The 15318-nt window shown below is 42.2% G+C and carries 17 protein-coding genes; 10 read left to right on the top strand and 7 right to left on the bottom strand.

The window, feature by feature from the left end:
- Positions 1-19: 19 nt before the first annotated feature.
- The 3 genes from BW980_RS08745 to BW980_RS08735 form a co-directional block, all read right to left on the bottom strand.
- Positions 20-676, bottom strand: a complete 657-nt coding sequence (locus BW980_RS08745) for a DUF2461 domain-containing protein (protein WP_076454874.1) — start codon at positions 674-676, stop codon at positions 20-22.
- 65 nt (positions 677-741) lie between these two features.
- A complete protein-coding gene (locus BW980_RS08740; protein WP_076455545.1) occupies positions 742-1539 on the bottom strand; it encodes a TIGR00266 family protein in 798 nt (265 codons plus the stop codon).
- A 74-nt stretch (positions 1540-1613) separates the two neighbouring features.
- Positions 1614-2069, bottom strand: coding sequence for a DUF4442 domain-containing protein (locus BW980_RS08735; protein WP_076454873.1), 456 nt, complete (start codon positions 2067-2069; stop codon positions 1614-1616).
- Positions 2070-2202: 133 nt separating this feature from the next.
- Between BW980_RS08735 and BW980_RS08730 the strand changes: the two genes are divergently transcribed.
- From BW980_RS08730 to BW980_RS08690, 9 genes are all read left to right on the top strand, one after another.
- Positions 2203-2682, top strand: coding sequence for a DUF4870 domain-containing protein (locus tag BW980_RS08730; RefSeq protein WP_076454872.1), 480 nt, complete (start codon positions 2203-2205; stop codon positions 2680-2682).
- Entirely contained in the window at positions 2682-3134 is a 453-nt protein-coding gene (locus BW980_RS08725) for a nuclear transport factor 2 family protein (RefSeq protein WP_083690438.1), read from the top strand. The genes BW980_RS08730 and BW980_RS08725 overlap by 1 nt, the downstream gene beginning before the upstream one ends.
- Before the next feature lie 215 nt (positions 3135-3349).
- Positions 3350-3679: a PadR family transcriptional regulator gene (locus BW980_RS08720; protein WP_046287670.1), complete on the top strand. Its 330-nt coding sequence runs from the start codon at positions 3350-3352 to the stop codon at positions 3677-3679.
- A gap of 64 nt (positions 3680-3743) precedes the next feature.
- Positions 3744-5585 (top strand): PspC domain-containing protein, encoded by a 1842-nt coding sequence (locus BW980_RS08715; RefSeq protein WP_076454871.1) that lies wholly within the window; start codon positions 3744-3746, stop codon positions 5583-5585.
- 121 nt (positions 5586-5706) lie between these two features.
- Entirely contained in the window at positions 5707-6438 is a 732-nt protein-coding gene (locus tag BW980_RS08710; protein WP_076454870.1) for a head GIN domain-containing protein, read from the top strand.
- Between the two features lie 162 nt (positions 6439-6600).
- Positions 6601-7614 carry a dipeptide epimerase gene (locus BW980_RS08705; protein ID WP_076454868.1) on the top strand — a complete coding sequence of 338 codons (1014 nt, stop codon included), beginning with the start codon at positions 6601-6603 and terminating at the stop codon, positions 7612-7614.
- The gene (locus BW980_RS08700) at positions 7611-8654 is read left to right on the top strand and encodes an aminotransferase class I/II-fold pyridoxal phosphate-dependent enzyme (RefSeq protein ID WP_076454866.1); all 1044 of its coding nucleotides are present in this window, start codon (positions 7611-7613) and stop codon (positions 8652-8654) included. The genes BW980_RS08705 and BW980_RS08700 overlap by 4 nt, the downstream gene beginning before the upstream one ends.
- A gap of 151 nt (positions 8655-8805) precedes the next feature.
- The gene (locus BW980_RS08695; RefSeq protein ID WP_076454864.1) at positions 8806-9252 is read left to right on the top strand and encodes a hypothetical protein; all 447 of its coding nucleotides are present in this window, start codon (positions 8806-8808) and stop codon (positions 9250-9252) included.
- Positions 9253-9332: 80 nt separating this feature from the next.
- Positions 9333-9779, top strand: coding sequence for a hypothetical protein (locus tag BW980_RS08690; protein ID WP_076454862.1), 447 nt, complete (start codon positions 9333-9335; stop codon positions 9777-9779).
- A gap of 69 nt (positions 9780-9848) precedes the next feature.
- Here BW980_RS08690 and trxB read toward each other — a convergent pair whose 3' ends face one another.
- Positions 9849-10814 (bottom strand): thioredoxin-disulfide reductase, encoded by a 966-nt coding sequence (gene trxB, locus BW980_RS08685; RefSeq protein WP_076454860.1) that lies wholly within the window; start codon positions 10812-10814, stop codon positions 9849-9851.
- A gap of 320 nt (positions 10815-11134) precedes the next feature.
- Positions 11135-11980, bottom strand: coding sequence for a universal stress protein (locus tag BW980_RS08680; RefSeq protein WP_076454858.1), 846 nt, complete (start codon positions 11978-11980; stop codon positions 11135-11137).
- Between the two features lie 262 nt (positions 11981-12242).
- On the opposite strand from BW980_RS08680, the gene BW980_RS08675 reads away from it, so the two are divergent.
- Positions 12243-12947, top strand: coding sequence for a LytR/AlgR family response regulator transcription factor (locus BW980_RS08675; RefSeq protein WP_076454856.1), 705 nt, complete (start codon positions 12243-12245; stop codon positions 12945-12947).
- A gap of 60 nt (positions 12948-13007) precedes the next feature.
- Here BW980_RS08675 and galK read toward each other — a convergent pair whose 3' ends face one another.
- On the bottom strand, positions 13008-14138 hold the full coding sequence (galK, locus tag BW980_RS08670) for a galactokinase (protein ID WP_076454854.1): 1131 nt from the start codon (positions 14136-14138) through the stop codon (positions 13008-13010).
- A gap of 6 nt (positions 14139-14144) precedes the next feature.
- On the bottom strand, positions 14145-15281 hold the full coding sequence (locus BW980_RS08665) for a formylglycine-generating enzyme family protein (RefSeq protein ID WP_076455543.1): 1137 nt from the start codon (positions 15279-15281) through the stop codon (positions 14145-14147).
- Positions 15282-15318: the final 37 nt, after the last annotated feature.

Raw genomic sequence — 15318 nt, 5'->3', positions numbered from 1 at the left:
ATTAATTTAAGCGCTATGATTATACAACTGTCACCGCTTTATTGAGATATCTTCTAAAAGGGAGCATTTCTTTATACACATTAATAATTTTCTTCTCAAAATCACCCCTAAATACTTCATCTGTAGCAAATTCGTGGGCCACGGCAAAGGTCTTATTTCTCAAAAAATCAATGTATTTATGGTCATTTGAATATCCTTTGGGAGCTTTTACCAGTTTGACATCTTCATACAAGCCTCCAAAGGTATTTTTAAACGACCTTTTCTCGACAATCTTCTTGAGGTTTTCCCCATCATAATCGATTGCGTCCCTTATGCTTTTTAATGTTGCCGCATCGGGTCGCCAAAAGCCGCCCGCCATGATGCATCTTTCTATTCCGATTTCAATATAAAAATCGCCCGTAAGCGGTCTTTTGTCCAAGCCTGCCCCAAAATGGTCTTTGTACACCGGTTTATTGGGGTGAAACATGAGGTTGTTATTGATTCGGTTGATTCCTTTTTTGCCCGGTGTATCAAAATACTCCGCATCGATTTCGGCCAAACTAAGGTTCATATGGTCTAACCACCCTATAAAATCGTCCCGAACTTCCTTATACCACTTCCTATTGGCATCCATCCATTCTTTGGAATTGTTTGTATTGAGTGCCTTTAAAAATTCTACCAGGTTTTTAAAATCCATCTAAATTCAGCGCCATTGCGCTATTTCATTATATATGTTCTACGCTGTACCTGTTTGCCTTTTGGCTAAAACCGATTGTCTCCTCCGACAATATCACCAAGGGTACCCAGAATACTTCCTTCCCCTTTATCTTTCCCTCCTTTTGGAATCGAGGCCAATACCCTACCGGCAAGTCTACTGAACGGCAAGGATTGTATATATACGGTGCCCGGCCCCCTTAAGGTAGCAAAGAAAAGTCCTTCTCCCCCAAAAATGGTGTTTTTTATTCCGCCCACGAACTCTATATCGTAATCTACGGTTTGCGAGAAGCCTACAATACAGCCGGTATCTACCTTTAGTATTTCACCCGCTGCCAATTCCTTTTTTGCCATGGTACCTCCTGCATGGACAAAAGCCATGCCATCGCCTTCCAATTTTTGCATAATGAAACCTTCCCCTCCAAATAAACCTCGACCCAGTTTTTTGGAAAACTCTATACCAACCGATACCCCCTTTGCCGCACATAGGAAAGCATCTTTTTGACAGATGAACTTACCCTGCTTTTCCGAAAGGTCTATAGGAAGGATTTTCCCCGGATAGGGAGAAGCAAAACTGACTTGCTTTTTCCCCTGACCTACATTTAAAAAGGCCGTCATAAAAAGGCTTTCACCGGTCAAGATCCGTTTTCCTGCGGAAAAAATCTTGCCGAGTACCCCGGTATCTTGGTTGGAGCCATCCCCAAAAATAGTATCCATCTTTATATCGGAATCCATCATCATAAAACTTCCTGCCTCGGCCACTACGGCTTCTTGCGGGTCTAGTTCTATCTCTACGTATTGCATTTCTTCACCGTAAATCCGGTAATCTATTTCATGTGCGTTCATTTCTTGTTCGTTTTTTCGTTGATGCCTGTTAGTTAGATTTTGACGGGAAAATGTTACAATAAAATTGGAAAAAATTATTGCTTTACCCGTATCGTCCACTCAAATTTAAAAGTAGACACCACTACCCCGTCTTCATTTACCCCAACGGACTTCATCCAAAAGGCTTGACCTTCACCTGTAGCCAGGGTCTTGTCTATGGCCTCTTTGATCAAATGGCCGTCTTCACAGGTAAACGTAATCTTACCGGTGGCCTTCTTCGAAAAATTGGCCGTGTTATTCGCCACGAGCATCGATATCTTTTTTCCGCTTTCCTTAATCTGGGCGATGACCATAGCGCCGGTACTTAATTCGGCGGCCATCCCTTGTACCGCCCAAAACATACTTTTAAACGGGTTTTGGTTGAACCATTTGTGTTTTACCGTTACCACTGTCTTGGTTTCATCGATATAACGTAACCGTACCCCACACCACCATGCAGAAGGTAACTTAAAGAATGTAAATGTGTTGAACTTGCCCGTAGATACTGCCATTGTGTTATATATTTTTCCTAAATGTATATAATTTTTTCGTCTTTTCAATTGTTAATTATATGTTAATATTTAGTACTTTGTTTTGCATAGTACCTTCTTTTAGACATATATTTGCATAAGAAATTACTGAGTCATGGAAAGTACACTAACAAAACACGAACGGAATTTAGCTGCCATGCTACACGCTTCGGCCTTTTCAAAATTCTTTATCCCCTTTGGCAATTTTATTATACCCTTGGTATTATGGACCGCCAATAGAAGAGACTACACCTTTGTAGATTATAACGGTAAGCAGGTTTTGAACTTTCAAATCAGCCTCCTACTCTACTCTATCGTATTGGGCGCTATCAGTATACCGCTTTTCGCCGGCTTATTTCCGGGATTACTGAACGGGAGTCTTTTTGGTTTCGACCATTTGAACGACTACAACAACCTTAACATAGACTTTAGTCAAAGCTTTAATTTTAGTGGATGGCTCTTTCCTTTGGGAATGGCCGGACTGGCGCACGGTGCACTCTTTGTCATTAATATCGTCTATACCATTTTAGCCGTCATTCGCACCAATGAAGGCCAAGAGTTTACCTACCCCCTCACCATAAAATTTTTAAAATAATGAAGCCATTCGCCGTCATCACCTTGATTCTTTTAATTTCCGGTTTTTCGGACGTGACGGCGCAGCCTGTTACAGAAGCACCCCTAAAGGAAACCATAACCCAATTAGACCGCACCTACTTTGAAGCGTATAATAGCTGTAATATAGAAAAGCAAGCTGAAATGTACGCCGAAGACATAGAGTTCTATCACGACAAAGGAGGTTTGACCACCTCGAAACAAGATTTACTCGATAGTTTAAAGAAAAACATTTGCGGAAAGGTAACACGAGAGTTGGTAGAAGGCAGTATTGAAGTCTACCCCATTAGCGAATACGGCGCCGTGGAAATTGGTTTTCACAAATTTCACAACAACGAGGAACCCGACGCCATATCTGAACCGGGCAAGTTTATTATCATATGGAAAAAGACCGAAGCCACCTGGAACATTACGAGGGTCATTAGCCTTCATTAGCATAAAAAGGGTACTCATCATACCTGATCAAAAAGGAGTTTATTCATCAATCAATTTACCCTGGTTCCGCAATAAGGGCCCCACTAATCACGGAGCGATAACCTCAGCGGAACCAGAGTAGACAAAAAACGAACAATCACACTATGCAGGGTACCATTTATGAACAGACACGTTCCCCCAATTTTAAGGAACTGCATAAAAAGCAAAACGAAATTATGAATGTAGAAAATACAAAAGCACAGATGCGCAAGGGCGTTTTGGAGTACTGTATTCTGTCTATCCTAAACGGAAAGGACAAATACGCCTCTGAAATTCTCGCTACGCTGAAAGATGCTAAAATGCTTGTCGTAGAGGGCACCATTTACCCTCTGCTAACCCGATTAAAAAATGCGGGACTGCTCAGTTACCGCTGGGAAGAATCAACTTCCGGCCCACCGCGAAAGTATTACGCACTGACGGAAAAAGGTAAGCTTTTCCTAAAGGAACTGGACAGTACATGGGACGAGCTAAGAACAGCAACAAATTTGGTAACCAACAATCAATAAACCTAAAAAAACAGTCCTGTAACAGCAAACCCTTTATGGGCTTACAGCGAAAAAACGACTAAAAATGAACAAAACTATAAACATTAATCTAGCGAATATGCTCTTCCATATGGATGAAGATGCATACAACAAAATGCAGCGCTACCTAGAGTCGGTAAAGCGCTCCTTCGCCAATACCCCGGGCAGTGACGAAATACTGGCCGATATTGAGGCGCGTATAGCCGAACTCTTCCATGAGAAGCTCGACAACGAACGCCAGGTCATTACCATAAAACAGGTAGACGAGGTAATCGCCATCATGGGCCAGCCTGAAGATTATATGGTGGACGAAGATATCTTTGAAGACGAACCCCAAACGGGAAGAACGCATTCCGACCATAGAAAATCTAAGAAACTATACCGCGATACCGAGCAGAAATACGTAGCCGGTGTATCGTCGGGCTTGGCCCACTACTTTAATATCGACCCCCTGTGGATCCGTCTTTTATGGGTACTTCTGACCATTGGTTCTACCGGTGGGTTTATCCTGATCTATGGCCTACTTTGGTTATTGATCCCTGAAGCCGCCACAACTTCGCAAAAACTGGATATGCGGGGGGAGGACGTCAACATCAGCAATATAGAACGCAAGGTCAAGGAAGGCTTTGATGATGTTGCCCAAAAAATTAAGAGCGTTGATTATGAAGGTGTAGGTAACAAGGTGAAAAGTGGAGGTAAGTCGTTTTTCGATATCCTTGGGGACATTATCATGTTCTTCTTTAAGGTCATCGGAAAGTTCATTGGCATTATCTTGATCATTATCGGGGCTTCGACTATCATAGGCCTTTTTATAGGCATGATAACCGTGGGCATTTCAGATATGGTTCAGATACCTGGTCTTAATATGTACAATATGGTAGATGCCAGTAACATGCCCATTTGGCTCGTATCCATACTCGGTTTCTTTGCCATAGGTATTCCGTTTTTCTTTCTTTTATACCTAGGTTTGAAAATTTTGGTCAACAACTTAAAGTCCATCGGTAATATTGCGAAGTTCTCTTTATTGGGACTCTGGTTGATCTCGATTATCATGCTCATCGTCTTTGGTATCAAACAAGCTGCCGCAAGGGCCTATTCAGACACTTCCGAGCTTACCGAAGACCTCTATTTTAGAGACCTTACCGACACATTGGACATTCAGGTAGTAGCCTACGATACCCGGTTCAGAAACAAAAGAAAGGTTGAATTGGACGGACTCACCATTACCCGTAATGAAGCTGGGGAAGAGGTTATGGTTCTTGACGACGTCAGCTTTTACATTGAACGTTCACGAGACTCGATAGCCCGTATAGAAATCGTTAAGGAATCAGACGGTTCTTCCTTTAAGAGGGCCGAAGAATTGGCCGAAAAGATCAATTATGAATACAAAATAGAAGGCAATACCTTATTGCTCGAAGACTTTTTGACTACTGCCCGTGAGAATAAGATCATGAGCCAAGAAGTACGGGTAAATATATTCATACCTACGGGTGCCATTTTAAGGTACAACAAAGAAAGTGGTTTTAACTGCTGGAGGTTCCATGCCAAAAATGATAGGGACCTAGACGGTTGCGAAATTAAGGGCGAGGTATGGAAAATGGGCGCCGATGGGGAGTTAAAATGTCAAGAATGTCCCGAAATATCTGATATTGATGAAGATGACAGCCATGAAAGGAACAAAATCAGAATTGACAAAAACGGCATCGATATCGATATTCAAGACGACGGTGAATCTTTTAAAATGAAAATTGATGAAGAAGGGGTTCAAATAAAGGCCCATGAAAACGATACCAATGGAAAAAACGAAATCAATATAGGTGAAGATGGTATCAACATAGACGTTGATGACAATCGTATAGAACCGGAAGAACCCGACCCTAAAATTTAAACTAGGGCACCCTGTTGGTCCAGTGTAATCAATTCAGTAACACCATTTGACATTTGAGTCTGAAAATCTGGCCAAAACGCAGCGTATAGTGCAATTTTACATCAATCTTAAAACAACGATCATGACAACTTTAATTCGTATTGCAATAGCATTTTTAGTAGCGCTATTCTTATCTTCTTGCGGTTTTGACATAAACCTCGGGGATTTTGGCGCAGGAGAAAAGGGTAACGGAACCGTGGTAACCGACAAACGGGATATTACGGACGAATTCACGAAGGTATCGGCTTCTGAAGGTCTAGCCGTCTATGTGACGCAATCTAAAGACTTCGACATAAAGGTAGAGGCGGACGAAAATATCATAGACCTCATTGCCACGGATATTAAAAACGGAAAATTACGTATCCATGCCAAACAAAATATAGGCCGTGCCACTAAGAACGTATATGTCTCACTTCCGGTCATTTCAAATTTAAGTGCCTCTAGCGGATCGCAGATACAGACCGAAAAAGTCCTTAAAAGCGATGACCTTGATATAGACGGTAGCAGTGGGGCACAAATCAATGTGCAAGTGGTTGCCGATGCCCTGGAAATAGACGCCAGTAGTGGTGCCAGCCTCAATATATCCGGACAAGCCAACCGTGCCGACGTAGATGTGAGCAGCGGAGCCAATATCAATGCAAAAAACCTATCTACCCAGACCTGTACGGCAGATGCCAGCAGTGGCGGAAACATTAAGATCCATGTATCCAAAACCCTTGTAGCCGATGCCAGTAGCGGAGGTAATGTAGCCTATTCGGGCAATGCCAGCGTAAAAACCAAAAAATCTGTATCAGGTAGCGTACACAAGTATTAAGGTCATATTATATACAATCTTCAATGCAAGCTGTCGAATTTTCGGCAGCTTGTTTTTGGTTTACTCCCATAACAAGCTTTATCTTTTTAAGTTTTCAAAAAAAAGCCACAAGACCGGCACTATCCTTTTTTCTCTCTTTATATTAGTAGAAACAATTGGACCATGCAGTTAGATTTAAAAAAATACGTTTTAGCCTTAAAACACACCTTTAGTATTTCCCGAGAATCACACGATTTTCAAGATACGCTTATCCTTAGTCTTTCCTTAGACGGAAAAACCGGTTATGGTGAAACCACATCAAACCCGTACTATAACATTACCGTTGAAAGCATGATGGCGGAAATTGAAACCATCCGAAAAGAAATAGAAGCTTTCCATATCGATCACCCTGAAAATTTCCACGCTTTTTTGACAAGTAAAAAGCTATCGAATTTTGCAATCTGCGCGCTAGACCTTGCCGCGTGGGACCTTTACGGCAAATTACAAGGGAAGCCCCTTTATGGGATATGGGGTACCGGCAACGCTTCTTATCCAATCACAAATTATACCATAGGCATCGCCCCCGTAGAAAAAATGGTGGAGAAAATGAAAGAAATGCCCTGGCCTATTTATAAGATCAAACTAGGGACCGAAGACGATGTTGCCATCGTTAAAACCCTGCGCCAGCATACCGACGCCGTGTTTCGAATAGACGCCAACTGTGCCTGGTCTGCCGACGAGACCATTGCCAATGCCCCATTACTCAAGGACTTGGGCGTTGAGTTTCTTGAACAGCCCCTAAAGGCCGATGATTGGGATGGGATGCAAAAAGTGAAGCGGCACAGTGTACTTCCCGTTATTGCCGATGAAAGCTGTATCGTTGAAAGTGATGTAAAACAATGTGGGAACTATTTTAACGGCATTAACATCAAACTCACCAAATGCGGTGGCCTTACCCCTGCCCTACGTATGATACACGAAGCAAAACAAATGGGACTCAAGGTTATGGTGGGCTGTATGACGGAATCTACCGTGGGTATTTCCGCCATTGCACAATTGGTTCCCCAACTGGACTTTGTTGATATGGACGGACCATTACTACTTAAAGCGGATATTGCCGACGGTGTGAAAATATTGCCTGACGGAAAGCTCATCTTTCCGCAATTGAACGGAACAGGGGTAAGCCTAAGGTCATGAACTACTATATCGATACATTTCCTGGAAGAAAAATCACCATTGACGAGGTTTCACACCTCTATTTTGGCGGCACCTCGTACCTGGGCCTTCAGACCGATGCCGATTTTCAGAAACTATTTATAAAAAATATCAAGACGTATGGCACCAACTATGGGGCCTCCAGAAAATCGAATATCCGTTTATCGGTATTTGATAAAGCCGAAGCGTATTTAGCGGACTTAGTGGGCAGCGAAGCCTGTATCTCGTTGTCGTCGGGTTATTTGGCCGGTCAATTTTTGGTCCAGGTCCTCAATACCAAAGCACACCACTTCTTCTATGCGCCCAATACCCATTCGGCCCTCTATCAAGAGAAAATCAAACCCTATACCACCTTTGCGGCATTGAACATTGCCGTTCGCGAGCATCTGTCCTCTAGTAAGACAACCCCCGTAGTCTTTTTGGACGGCATCGATTTCTCAGGATGCAACTACCCCCATTTTGAAGCCTTGCAAGTTCTTCCCTTGGACGAAATTCTTTTAGTTGTCGATGACTCCCATGGATTGGGAATCGTAGGGAAAAATGGCGGAGGCGTCTATGGCATCTTGGCCAAACTGAATATCAAGGAACTTATCGTATGTGGTTCTTTGGGCAAAGGCTTCGGTATTCAGGCAGGAGCCATTTTCGGCACTAAGGAGCGTCTAACCGCTTTGGCCGATACCTCATTCTTCGGAGGGGCCAGTCCAGCTACCCCTGCGGCCATGGCCACACTATTGGGGGCCGATGGACTATATGATTTAAAAAGGAATCGTCTACAACGGAACATCGCCTATTTTTTAGACCATCTCAAAAACCGAAAACAGTTCCATTTTATGCAGGACCATCCTGCCTTTACGTTTTCAAATGTTCAGTTGACCGAATACCTTGCCGCCAATAAAATTATAGTTACTAATTTTCCCTATCCTGACAATAACGCCCAGCTCATGAGCAGGATCGTTTTGAGTGCCGCACACAAAAAAAAGGATATCAAGCATCTATTGGAATGCGTTAATATCCTTCCTTAGAAAAATAAATAGCTGTTTTCACCCTTTAGATAAGTAAGACTTCACTTACAGTATCAATATCTCAATTTTCTGTTACAAAAAATACGATTTTCATAAAATTTGTTGTAACTTATTGGTACAAAACCGCTTATCCACCTAAAATAACACTACTATGAAACAGCTTATAGGATTGGCTCTAATGATGCTTCTGCTCATCTCAGCAACAAAGAACCCGAACAACGTTCCCGAACTTCATCCAACGATAGAAGGCACTTGGGAATTGGTCAGCCGCTACAACTACGACGGTGAGAACGTCACCGATACACTCACCCCCGAAAAGGGATATCACCAGATCAAAATGTTCTATAACGGAAAAATCATGTGGACTCGCTATACCCCCAACAAAACGGTTGAATGGTTCGGCTATGGCTCTTACGAGGCCACGGATAACTCCCTTGTGGAAAAACTGGAATACATGTCGGCTTCCATGCGAAAAATAGCTAATCCCGATATGGTATGGCGTATGGAGCTTCAATTAAAAAACAACACCTATACCCAAATTTCATTGGATGAAGATGGAGGGCGCATTGCTTCGGAAAATTACCGAAGAATAGATTAAAACCGATCCCTTTACGGACTGTTCGTTTTTACTGTCCGGTATTACATATCCTTTGTTTAGTAACCTTAAAAACACTTGCCATGAAAAAATTAATCACGATACTCATCTTCTCGCTTTTAATGATTTCCGCTACCGAATACCGTCCTCCAGCAAACTTTCACCCTACCATTGAAGGCACATGGGAGCTGGTCAGCTTCTACAACTATGAAGACGGTGTAACCCCCTCCGATACCTTATTGATCGCCGATGGTTACCGCCAAATTAAAATGTATTACAACGGTAAAGTAATGTGGACCCGCTATGTACCCAATGATTCCGTCGAGTGGTTCGGCTATGGTTCTTACGAGACTACCGACAGTACCTTAACCGAAAAATTGGAATACATGTCCGCCTCTATGCGTAAGATCACCAATTCGGATATGCTGTGGGATATGGAACTGCTACTGGAAAAAGACAGGTATAGCCAAATTTTCACGGATGGGGAGGGTAATAGAATCAATTCGGAAAACTACAAACGCCTCGATTAAACCATGGATGGACACAAATAAAAAAAAGCTGCGAAACGCAGCTTTTTTTCATGTATTATATAAGGTGTTCTACACCGTTTCCTGTGGAGTTTCAACCGTTGCCAGATAACGCTCTGCATCTAGTGCGGCCATACAGCCCGTACCTGCAGCCGTAACCGCTTGGCGATATTCCTTATCTTGTGCATCACCACTAGCAAAAACACCTGGTTTATTGGTTTTGGTAGACTTTCCTTTGGTTATAATATAACCGGTTTCGTCCATATCCAATTGCCCCTTGAATATATCGGTATTGGGTTTATGACCGATGGCAATAAAGAGTCCCGTAATGGCAATATCCTCTTTTTCCCCTGTCTGATTGTTCACCATGCGCAACCCTTCGACCACTTGGTCGCCTAGTACTTCATCGACTTCGGTATTATACCTGATTTCGATATTTTTAATGCTTTGGACACGATGTTGCATAGCCTTAGAGGCCCGCATATAGTCTTTTCGTATCAACATGGTCACTTTATTACATATATTGGCCAGATACGAAGCTTCTTCGGCAGCGGTATCACCGGCACCAACGATGGCTACATCTTGCCCCTTATAGAAGAACCCGTCACAAACGGCACAGGCAGAAACTCCCCCACCCCTTAGGCGCTGCTCACTCGGTATATTCAAATATTTGGCAGAGGCCCCAGTAGAAATAATAATGGTCTCCGCTTCAATAGTCTTACTATCATCGATTGTCACCTTGTGTATCCCTCCAACGGTATCGCTTAATTCCACCGCCGTGACCATACCTATACGAACCTCGGTTCCGAAACGTTCGGCTTGTTGCTGTAATTGTACCATCATACTTGGGCCGTCTATACCTTCTGGGTAACCTGGAAAATTATCGACCTCCGTGGTAGTGGTCAATTGCCCTCCGGGCTCCATCCCTGTATATACCACTGGTTTCAAATCTGCACGGGCCGCATAAATAGCCGCGGTATAACCCGCAGGTCCCGATCCTATAATCAAGGTTTTTAGCCTTTCTATTTTCTCAGACATAATCAAATACTCATTTTAGATAGTTAATGAACAAATGTAACTTTTTTGCAAAAAGCCTGTTGTAAAAGTTATCAAAAGTTTTATGTATTGGTCGGTTTAGATTACAGTACTTACAAACCGCGATACAATCAACCATAGCAGAGCCCCACAGCTTTTTGATACTATTTTTATTGTTTGGTTTTTCACATAAAAATTGTTCAAAAAAGAAATTTTTAACGCATGACACCCCCAAGCATCTGGGTAAAATCGGTAATTATAGAAGAAAGGCCCAATGGCAACCTAGGCTACAAGCGGCTAAACCACATTGAAGTGAGAATAGCCTATTCCTCTACCGGAATGACCATAAAAGGAATATCTACGCAAAAACTGACCTTTTTGATTACAGGTTCGTGGGTGAGTTTCTCTATAAAATCGTGATCGTATTTGAACATGGTCAACAGATCGATTTCCAATTCCTTTAAAAACACCTGAATACCTTTTGTTTTGTTCCCGAAATTAGGCATCCAATGAAAAGAAGGATTGAATTCTTCCAAATAGGTCTCCAAAGTGTTCCTGTTCGATTCTTGGATACGGTTCAAGCGTTCTTCTTCAAATATGTGCATGATGTGTATAGAGGCACCAAAGCGAGAGAGCACCTGCTTTATGGGCTCTAAAATATCGGCAGAGAAGTTCCTCTTGTAATTGGTTACAAAAGCTACGTTATTAACCAATTGATAAGTACATCCGTTCGGAACGATCAGCATTGGACAAGGGGCCTCTTTTAATACGTCAACGGTTTTTGTACCTAAAAATGTCGCTTTTGCCCCAGTCGCGCCCTGGGTCCCCATCACAATTATATCTATCTGCTCATTAAGGACCATTTTTTGGACTTCCGCTCCCAAAGATTCAAATGCCACATGAGTCACAAACCGGTGACTAAGATTGGTATCGTCACTTTCCAATGCTTCACTTAACTCGTTTATTCGACTTTCGGCCTCTACCTTCCAAGTATCGCCCAAACCTATTTGCCCCGGTGAGCCGAGAATATAATCAATCCGCTGCGCTGCCGGAGTATAGGTATGCAATAAATAAAAAGTGCAGGCAACATCTTTGTAGAAATGTAAGGCATAACGAATTGCATTCTTCGAGTTTTCGGAAAAATCGGTCGGTAATAGAACTTTGAGCATAGTTTCTTGTTTATAGGAATAAAATTATGGCATTATAAATATCTAAAACATGACTTCTATCAGTTTTACCCTACATATAAGCAAATTTATTCCCAAAATTCGTAATGATATGCTATAGATTCGTCAATAAAATATTAAACTCTATATTTGCAAAAGCTTACCTATATTTTTATATGGCCCCACAACTGTAAAAAAAAGGTGATTAGTTTAATGAATATTTAACCTCTTTAAGAAGTTATACTTTTTAAATAATCCTCTGATTATGAACTCCGTAAAATTAACGTGTGTAGTTATTGACGATTCAAAAACTCAGCGTACCGCAGTTGCCCAACTTATCAAAAACCACATTAGCCTGCGTTTTTTGGCCGATTATAAAAATGCAATAGAGGCTCAGAAACATATGGAAAAAAACGAGGTCGACCTTGTTTTTCTCGATATAGAAATGCCACTTGTAAATGGTTTTCAATTCATAGAATCGCTTGAAAACAGGCCCCAGATCATTCTTATTACGGGCAAGGCCGAATATGCCATGCAAGCTTTTGATTACGATGTTACCGATTATCTTCTTAAACCTATTTCCCAAGGGCGTTTTAATATTGCCATAAAGAAGGCTTTACAGAATAAGGTTGTTCCTACGGAAAAGGAAGAAGATTTTATTTTTGTGAACAGTAAACTAAAAAAAGTAAAACTACTCTTAAGCGATATTAAATGGGTAGAAGGATTGGGCGATTACATTAAAGTAGTTACCAATGAGGAGAACATTTTGATCTTATCGACCATGAAAGCCTTTATCGACAAATTGCCCGAAGACCAATTCCTTAGGGTACACAAGTCATATATCATTAACCTAAACAAGGTTGAGAAGTTCAACGGTTCACAAGTTGAAGTATGCGGACACTCGATTCCGTTGAGCAGACATAAGAAATTGGCCTTGGAAGAGGCCCTTATGAACAGTACGGTACAATAACCGTCTCTTCCGCACTAAAAATAAAAAAAGGTCGATTTATTAAAAAATCGACCTTTTTTATTAGTTGATAATATGGGTTCCCCCACTTGGCTGAACTTCAAAAGCTTCCAAGTCAATATCGAATTTCTCTTTATAGGCCTTAGCGGCACGGGCCACAAAATCGTCGACGGCATCTCCGTGAACGATATTCAATGTGCATCCGCCGAAACCTCCACCGGTCTGCCTTGCCCCCAATACTTTGGGATTATCTTTTGAAAAATCGACCAAAAAGTCAGATTCGGGGCAGCTCACTTCATAGGCCTTGCTAATACCTTCATGGGCACGATAGAGAATTTGACCGACTTCATCGAGGTTGTTTTTCTTCAATGCATCGACCATGGCCAAAACCCTATCGTTTTCCTTAACAATAAAAGAACAACGTTTGTATACGGTTTCACTCATTCCCTCTTTGTTCGAAAGCAACATTTCTTCATTCACGTCTCTCAAGGATTTTACCTCGGGATATTTCTTTTGAATAACACTTACCCCCTCTTCGCATTCCTTTTTACGCGTATTATATTCGCTCGAAGCCAAATTGTGCGATACCTTGGTATTAAGGAGTATGATTTTATACGGATTTAGGTCTATTGGAATATGCTTATAATCCAAAGAGCGACAATCTAACAAAATTACGTTGCCGGCCTCGCTCATTACAGAGGCAAATTGGTCCATTATACCACATTGTGTTCCCACATAGGTATGCTCCGCCGTTTGCGAGAGCTGAACCATTTCAATTTTCGAAAGTCCAAGATCAAAAATCTCGTTCAGACCAAAGGCCAGGCCACATTCTAAAGCAGCGGAAGAACTGAGTCCGGAACCTGTAGGCAAATTACTCTCTACCACACAATCGAACCCCCTCACCTTATCGGTTCTCTTTGAAATTTCGTTGAGCACCCCCAGAATATAGTTTTCCCACTCTACCTTACTCACGGCAATGGCGTTCAAATCTATTTCAAAACCGGTATCGTAAGTCTTGCTATAAACACGGCATTCGTTATCGGAGCCGTTCTTTTTAAAGCTGAAGGTAATGTTCTTTTCTATTGCCGTGGGCAAAACATAGCCCATGTTATAATCGGTATGTTCACCAATGAGGTTTATCCTACCCGGCGATGACACCACCAATTCGGGCGTAAAGTGTTCTAAAAATTGCATAAAAAATTATTTTTTTGAATTGCGGATCATATCAGGGGTAGCAACGGTTCTAAAGCCCAAATGTTCCAAGGAGGAATCTAGACTAGTAGCCATTCTAGACGAAACCCTATAACTCGCGCAATAACTGGCATTGCACAGAAAAGAACCGCCTTTCATTACTTTTTCCCTGGCATAGGTATCTCTTTCGTTATAGGCCTGATCCGCTCCCAATGGGTTTTTGGCCACGGGGTAGGTCGCACTCAGTTCTTTGTAGTAATTGGTATTGTACCAATCATTGGTCCATTCCCAAACATTTCCAGCCATATCGTATAGGCCAAAATCATTTGCGGGATACGACTTAACGGGTGCCCGTAGGCCGAAACCGTCGGTCTCGACATTGGTTACGGGAAACTCCCCTTCCCAAGTATTCGCCTTATCCGATAACTTAGTGTCTTCATCGCCCCAGAAATAAATAGTATTCAAATGGTTGCCACGTGCAGCACGCTCCCATTCGGCCTCGGTAGGCAAACGTCTATTGGCCCACTCACAATAGGCCAGGGCATCTTCATATGCGATATGTACCACAGGATAGTTTCCTTTGCCCTTAATGGAACTGCCCGGGCCATTGGGGTGTTTCCAGTTTGCCCCTATCGTCCAACTCCACCATTGTGAAAAATCGTAAAGATTAGGCACGGAACTTTTTGCTTGTTTAAAGGTTAGGGAACCAGGCTGCATAATACTATCATGCGGCTTGGGCGTACCTTCAGGAAGCTGTTTTTTCATCTCTTCCCAATCGATTTCACGTTCTGCCACCGTTTTATAACCTGTTTCATCCACGAATTTCTGAAATTCATCGTTGGTAACCTCGGTAATATCCATAAAGAAACCATCTACCGCTACTTTATGGGCAGGCTTTTCGTGATCCATAGCCTCTTTATCTTGCGGTACGGCTCCTTGAGAGAATACGGCTCCGGGAATCCACACCATTCCTTCGGGGGCGCTAACATCTTCCGGCATTTCCTTGACTACCGCAGTATCGACCACCACTGCTTTGGGTGTCTCCACCGTTTCGGCAGGCGCCGTAGCTTCTACCTTATTTTTCTTTTCTTCCTTACATCCTATCAACAAACAAAAAATGGCAAGGGGAATATAACTTTTAATCATATTGTACATAACTCTATTTCAAAAATGGATAACAAAG

The sequence above is a fragment of the Zobellia uliginosa genome (assembly GCF_900156625.1).
GTDB classification, from domain to species: Bacteria; Bacteroidota; Bacteroidia; order Flavobacteriales; family Flavobacteriaceae; genus Zobellia; species Zobellia uliginosa.
Note: the sequence above shows the minus strand (reverse complement) of the source record. Positions and strands in the feature narration are given on the sequence as shown.

Bases quoted from the DNA above. Each gene is read 5' to 3' on its own strand.
- BW980_RS08675 (WP_076454856.1), top strand. From the start codon at position 12,243: ATGAACTCCGTAAAATTAACGTGTGTAGTTATTGACGATTCAAAAACT.
- BW980_RS08705 (WP_076454868.1), top strand. From the start codon at position 6,601: ATGCAGTTAGATTTAAAAAAATACGTTTTAGCCTTAAAACACACCTTT.
- BW980_RS08690 (WP_076454862.1), top strand. From the start codon at position 9,333: ATGAAAAAATTAATCACGATACTCATCTTCTCGCTTTTAATGATTTCC.
- BW980_RS08735 (WP_076454873.1), bottom strand. From the start codon at position 2,069: ATGGCAGTATCTACGGGCAAGTTCAACACATTTACATTCTTTAAGTTA.
- BW980_RS08725 (WP_083690438.1), top strand. From the start codon at position 2,682: ATGAAGCCATTCGCCGTCATCACCTTGATTCTTTTAATTTCCGGTTTT.
- BW980_RS08745 (WP_076454874.1), bottom strand. From the start codon at position 676: ATGGATTTTAAAAACCTGGTAGAATTTTTAAAGGCACTCAATACAAAC.
- BW980_RS08730 (WP_076454872.1), top strand. From the start codon at position 2,203: ATGGAAAGTACACTAACAAAACACGAACGGAATTTAGCTGCCATGCTA.
- BW980_RS08715 (WP_076454871.1), top strand. From the start codon at position 3,744: ATGAACAAAACTATAAACATTAATCTAGCGAATATGCTCTTCCATATG.
- BW980_RS08710 (WP_076454870.1), top strand. From the start codon at position 5,707: ATGACAACTTTAATTCGTATTGCAATAGCATTTTTAGTAGCGCTATTC.
- trxB (WP_076454860.1), bottom strand. From the start codon at position 10,814: ATGTCTGAGAAAATAGAAAGGCTAAAAACCTTGATTATAGGATCGGGA.
- BW980_RS08665 (WP_076455543.1), bottom strand. From the start codon at position 15,281: ATGATTAAAAGTTATATTCCCCTTGCCATTTTTTGTTTGTTGATAGGA.
- BW980_RS08700 (WP_076454866.1), top strand. From the start codon at position 7,611: ATGAACTACTATATCGATACATTTCCTGGAAGAAAAATCACCATTGAC.
- BW980_RS08695 (WP_076454864.1), top strand. From the start codon at position 8,806: ATGAAACAGCTTATAGGATTGGCTCTAATGATGCTTCTGCTCATCTCA.
- BW980_RS08740 (WP_076455545.1), bottom strand. From the start codon at position 1,539: ATGAACGCACATGAAATAGATTACCGGATTTACGGTGAAGAAATGCAA.
- galK (WP_076454854.1), bottom strand. From the start codon at position 14,138: ATGCAATTTTTAGAACACTTTACGCCCGAATTGGTGGTGTCATCGCCG.
- BW980_RS08680 (WP_076454858.1), bottom strand. From the start codon at position 11,980: ATGCTCAAAGTTCTATTACCGACCGATTTTTCCGAAAACTCGAAGAAT.
- BW980_RS08720 (WP_046287670.1), top strand. From the start codon at position 3,350: ATGAATGTAGAAAATACAAAAGCACAGATGCGCAAGGGCGTTTTGGAG.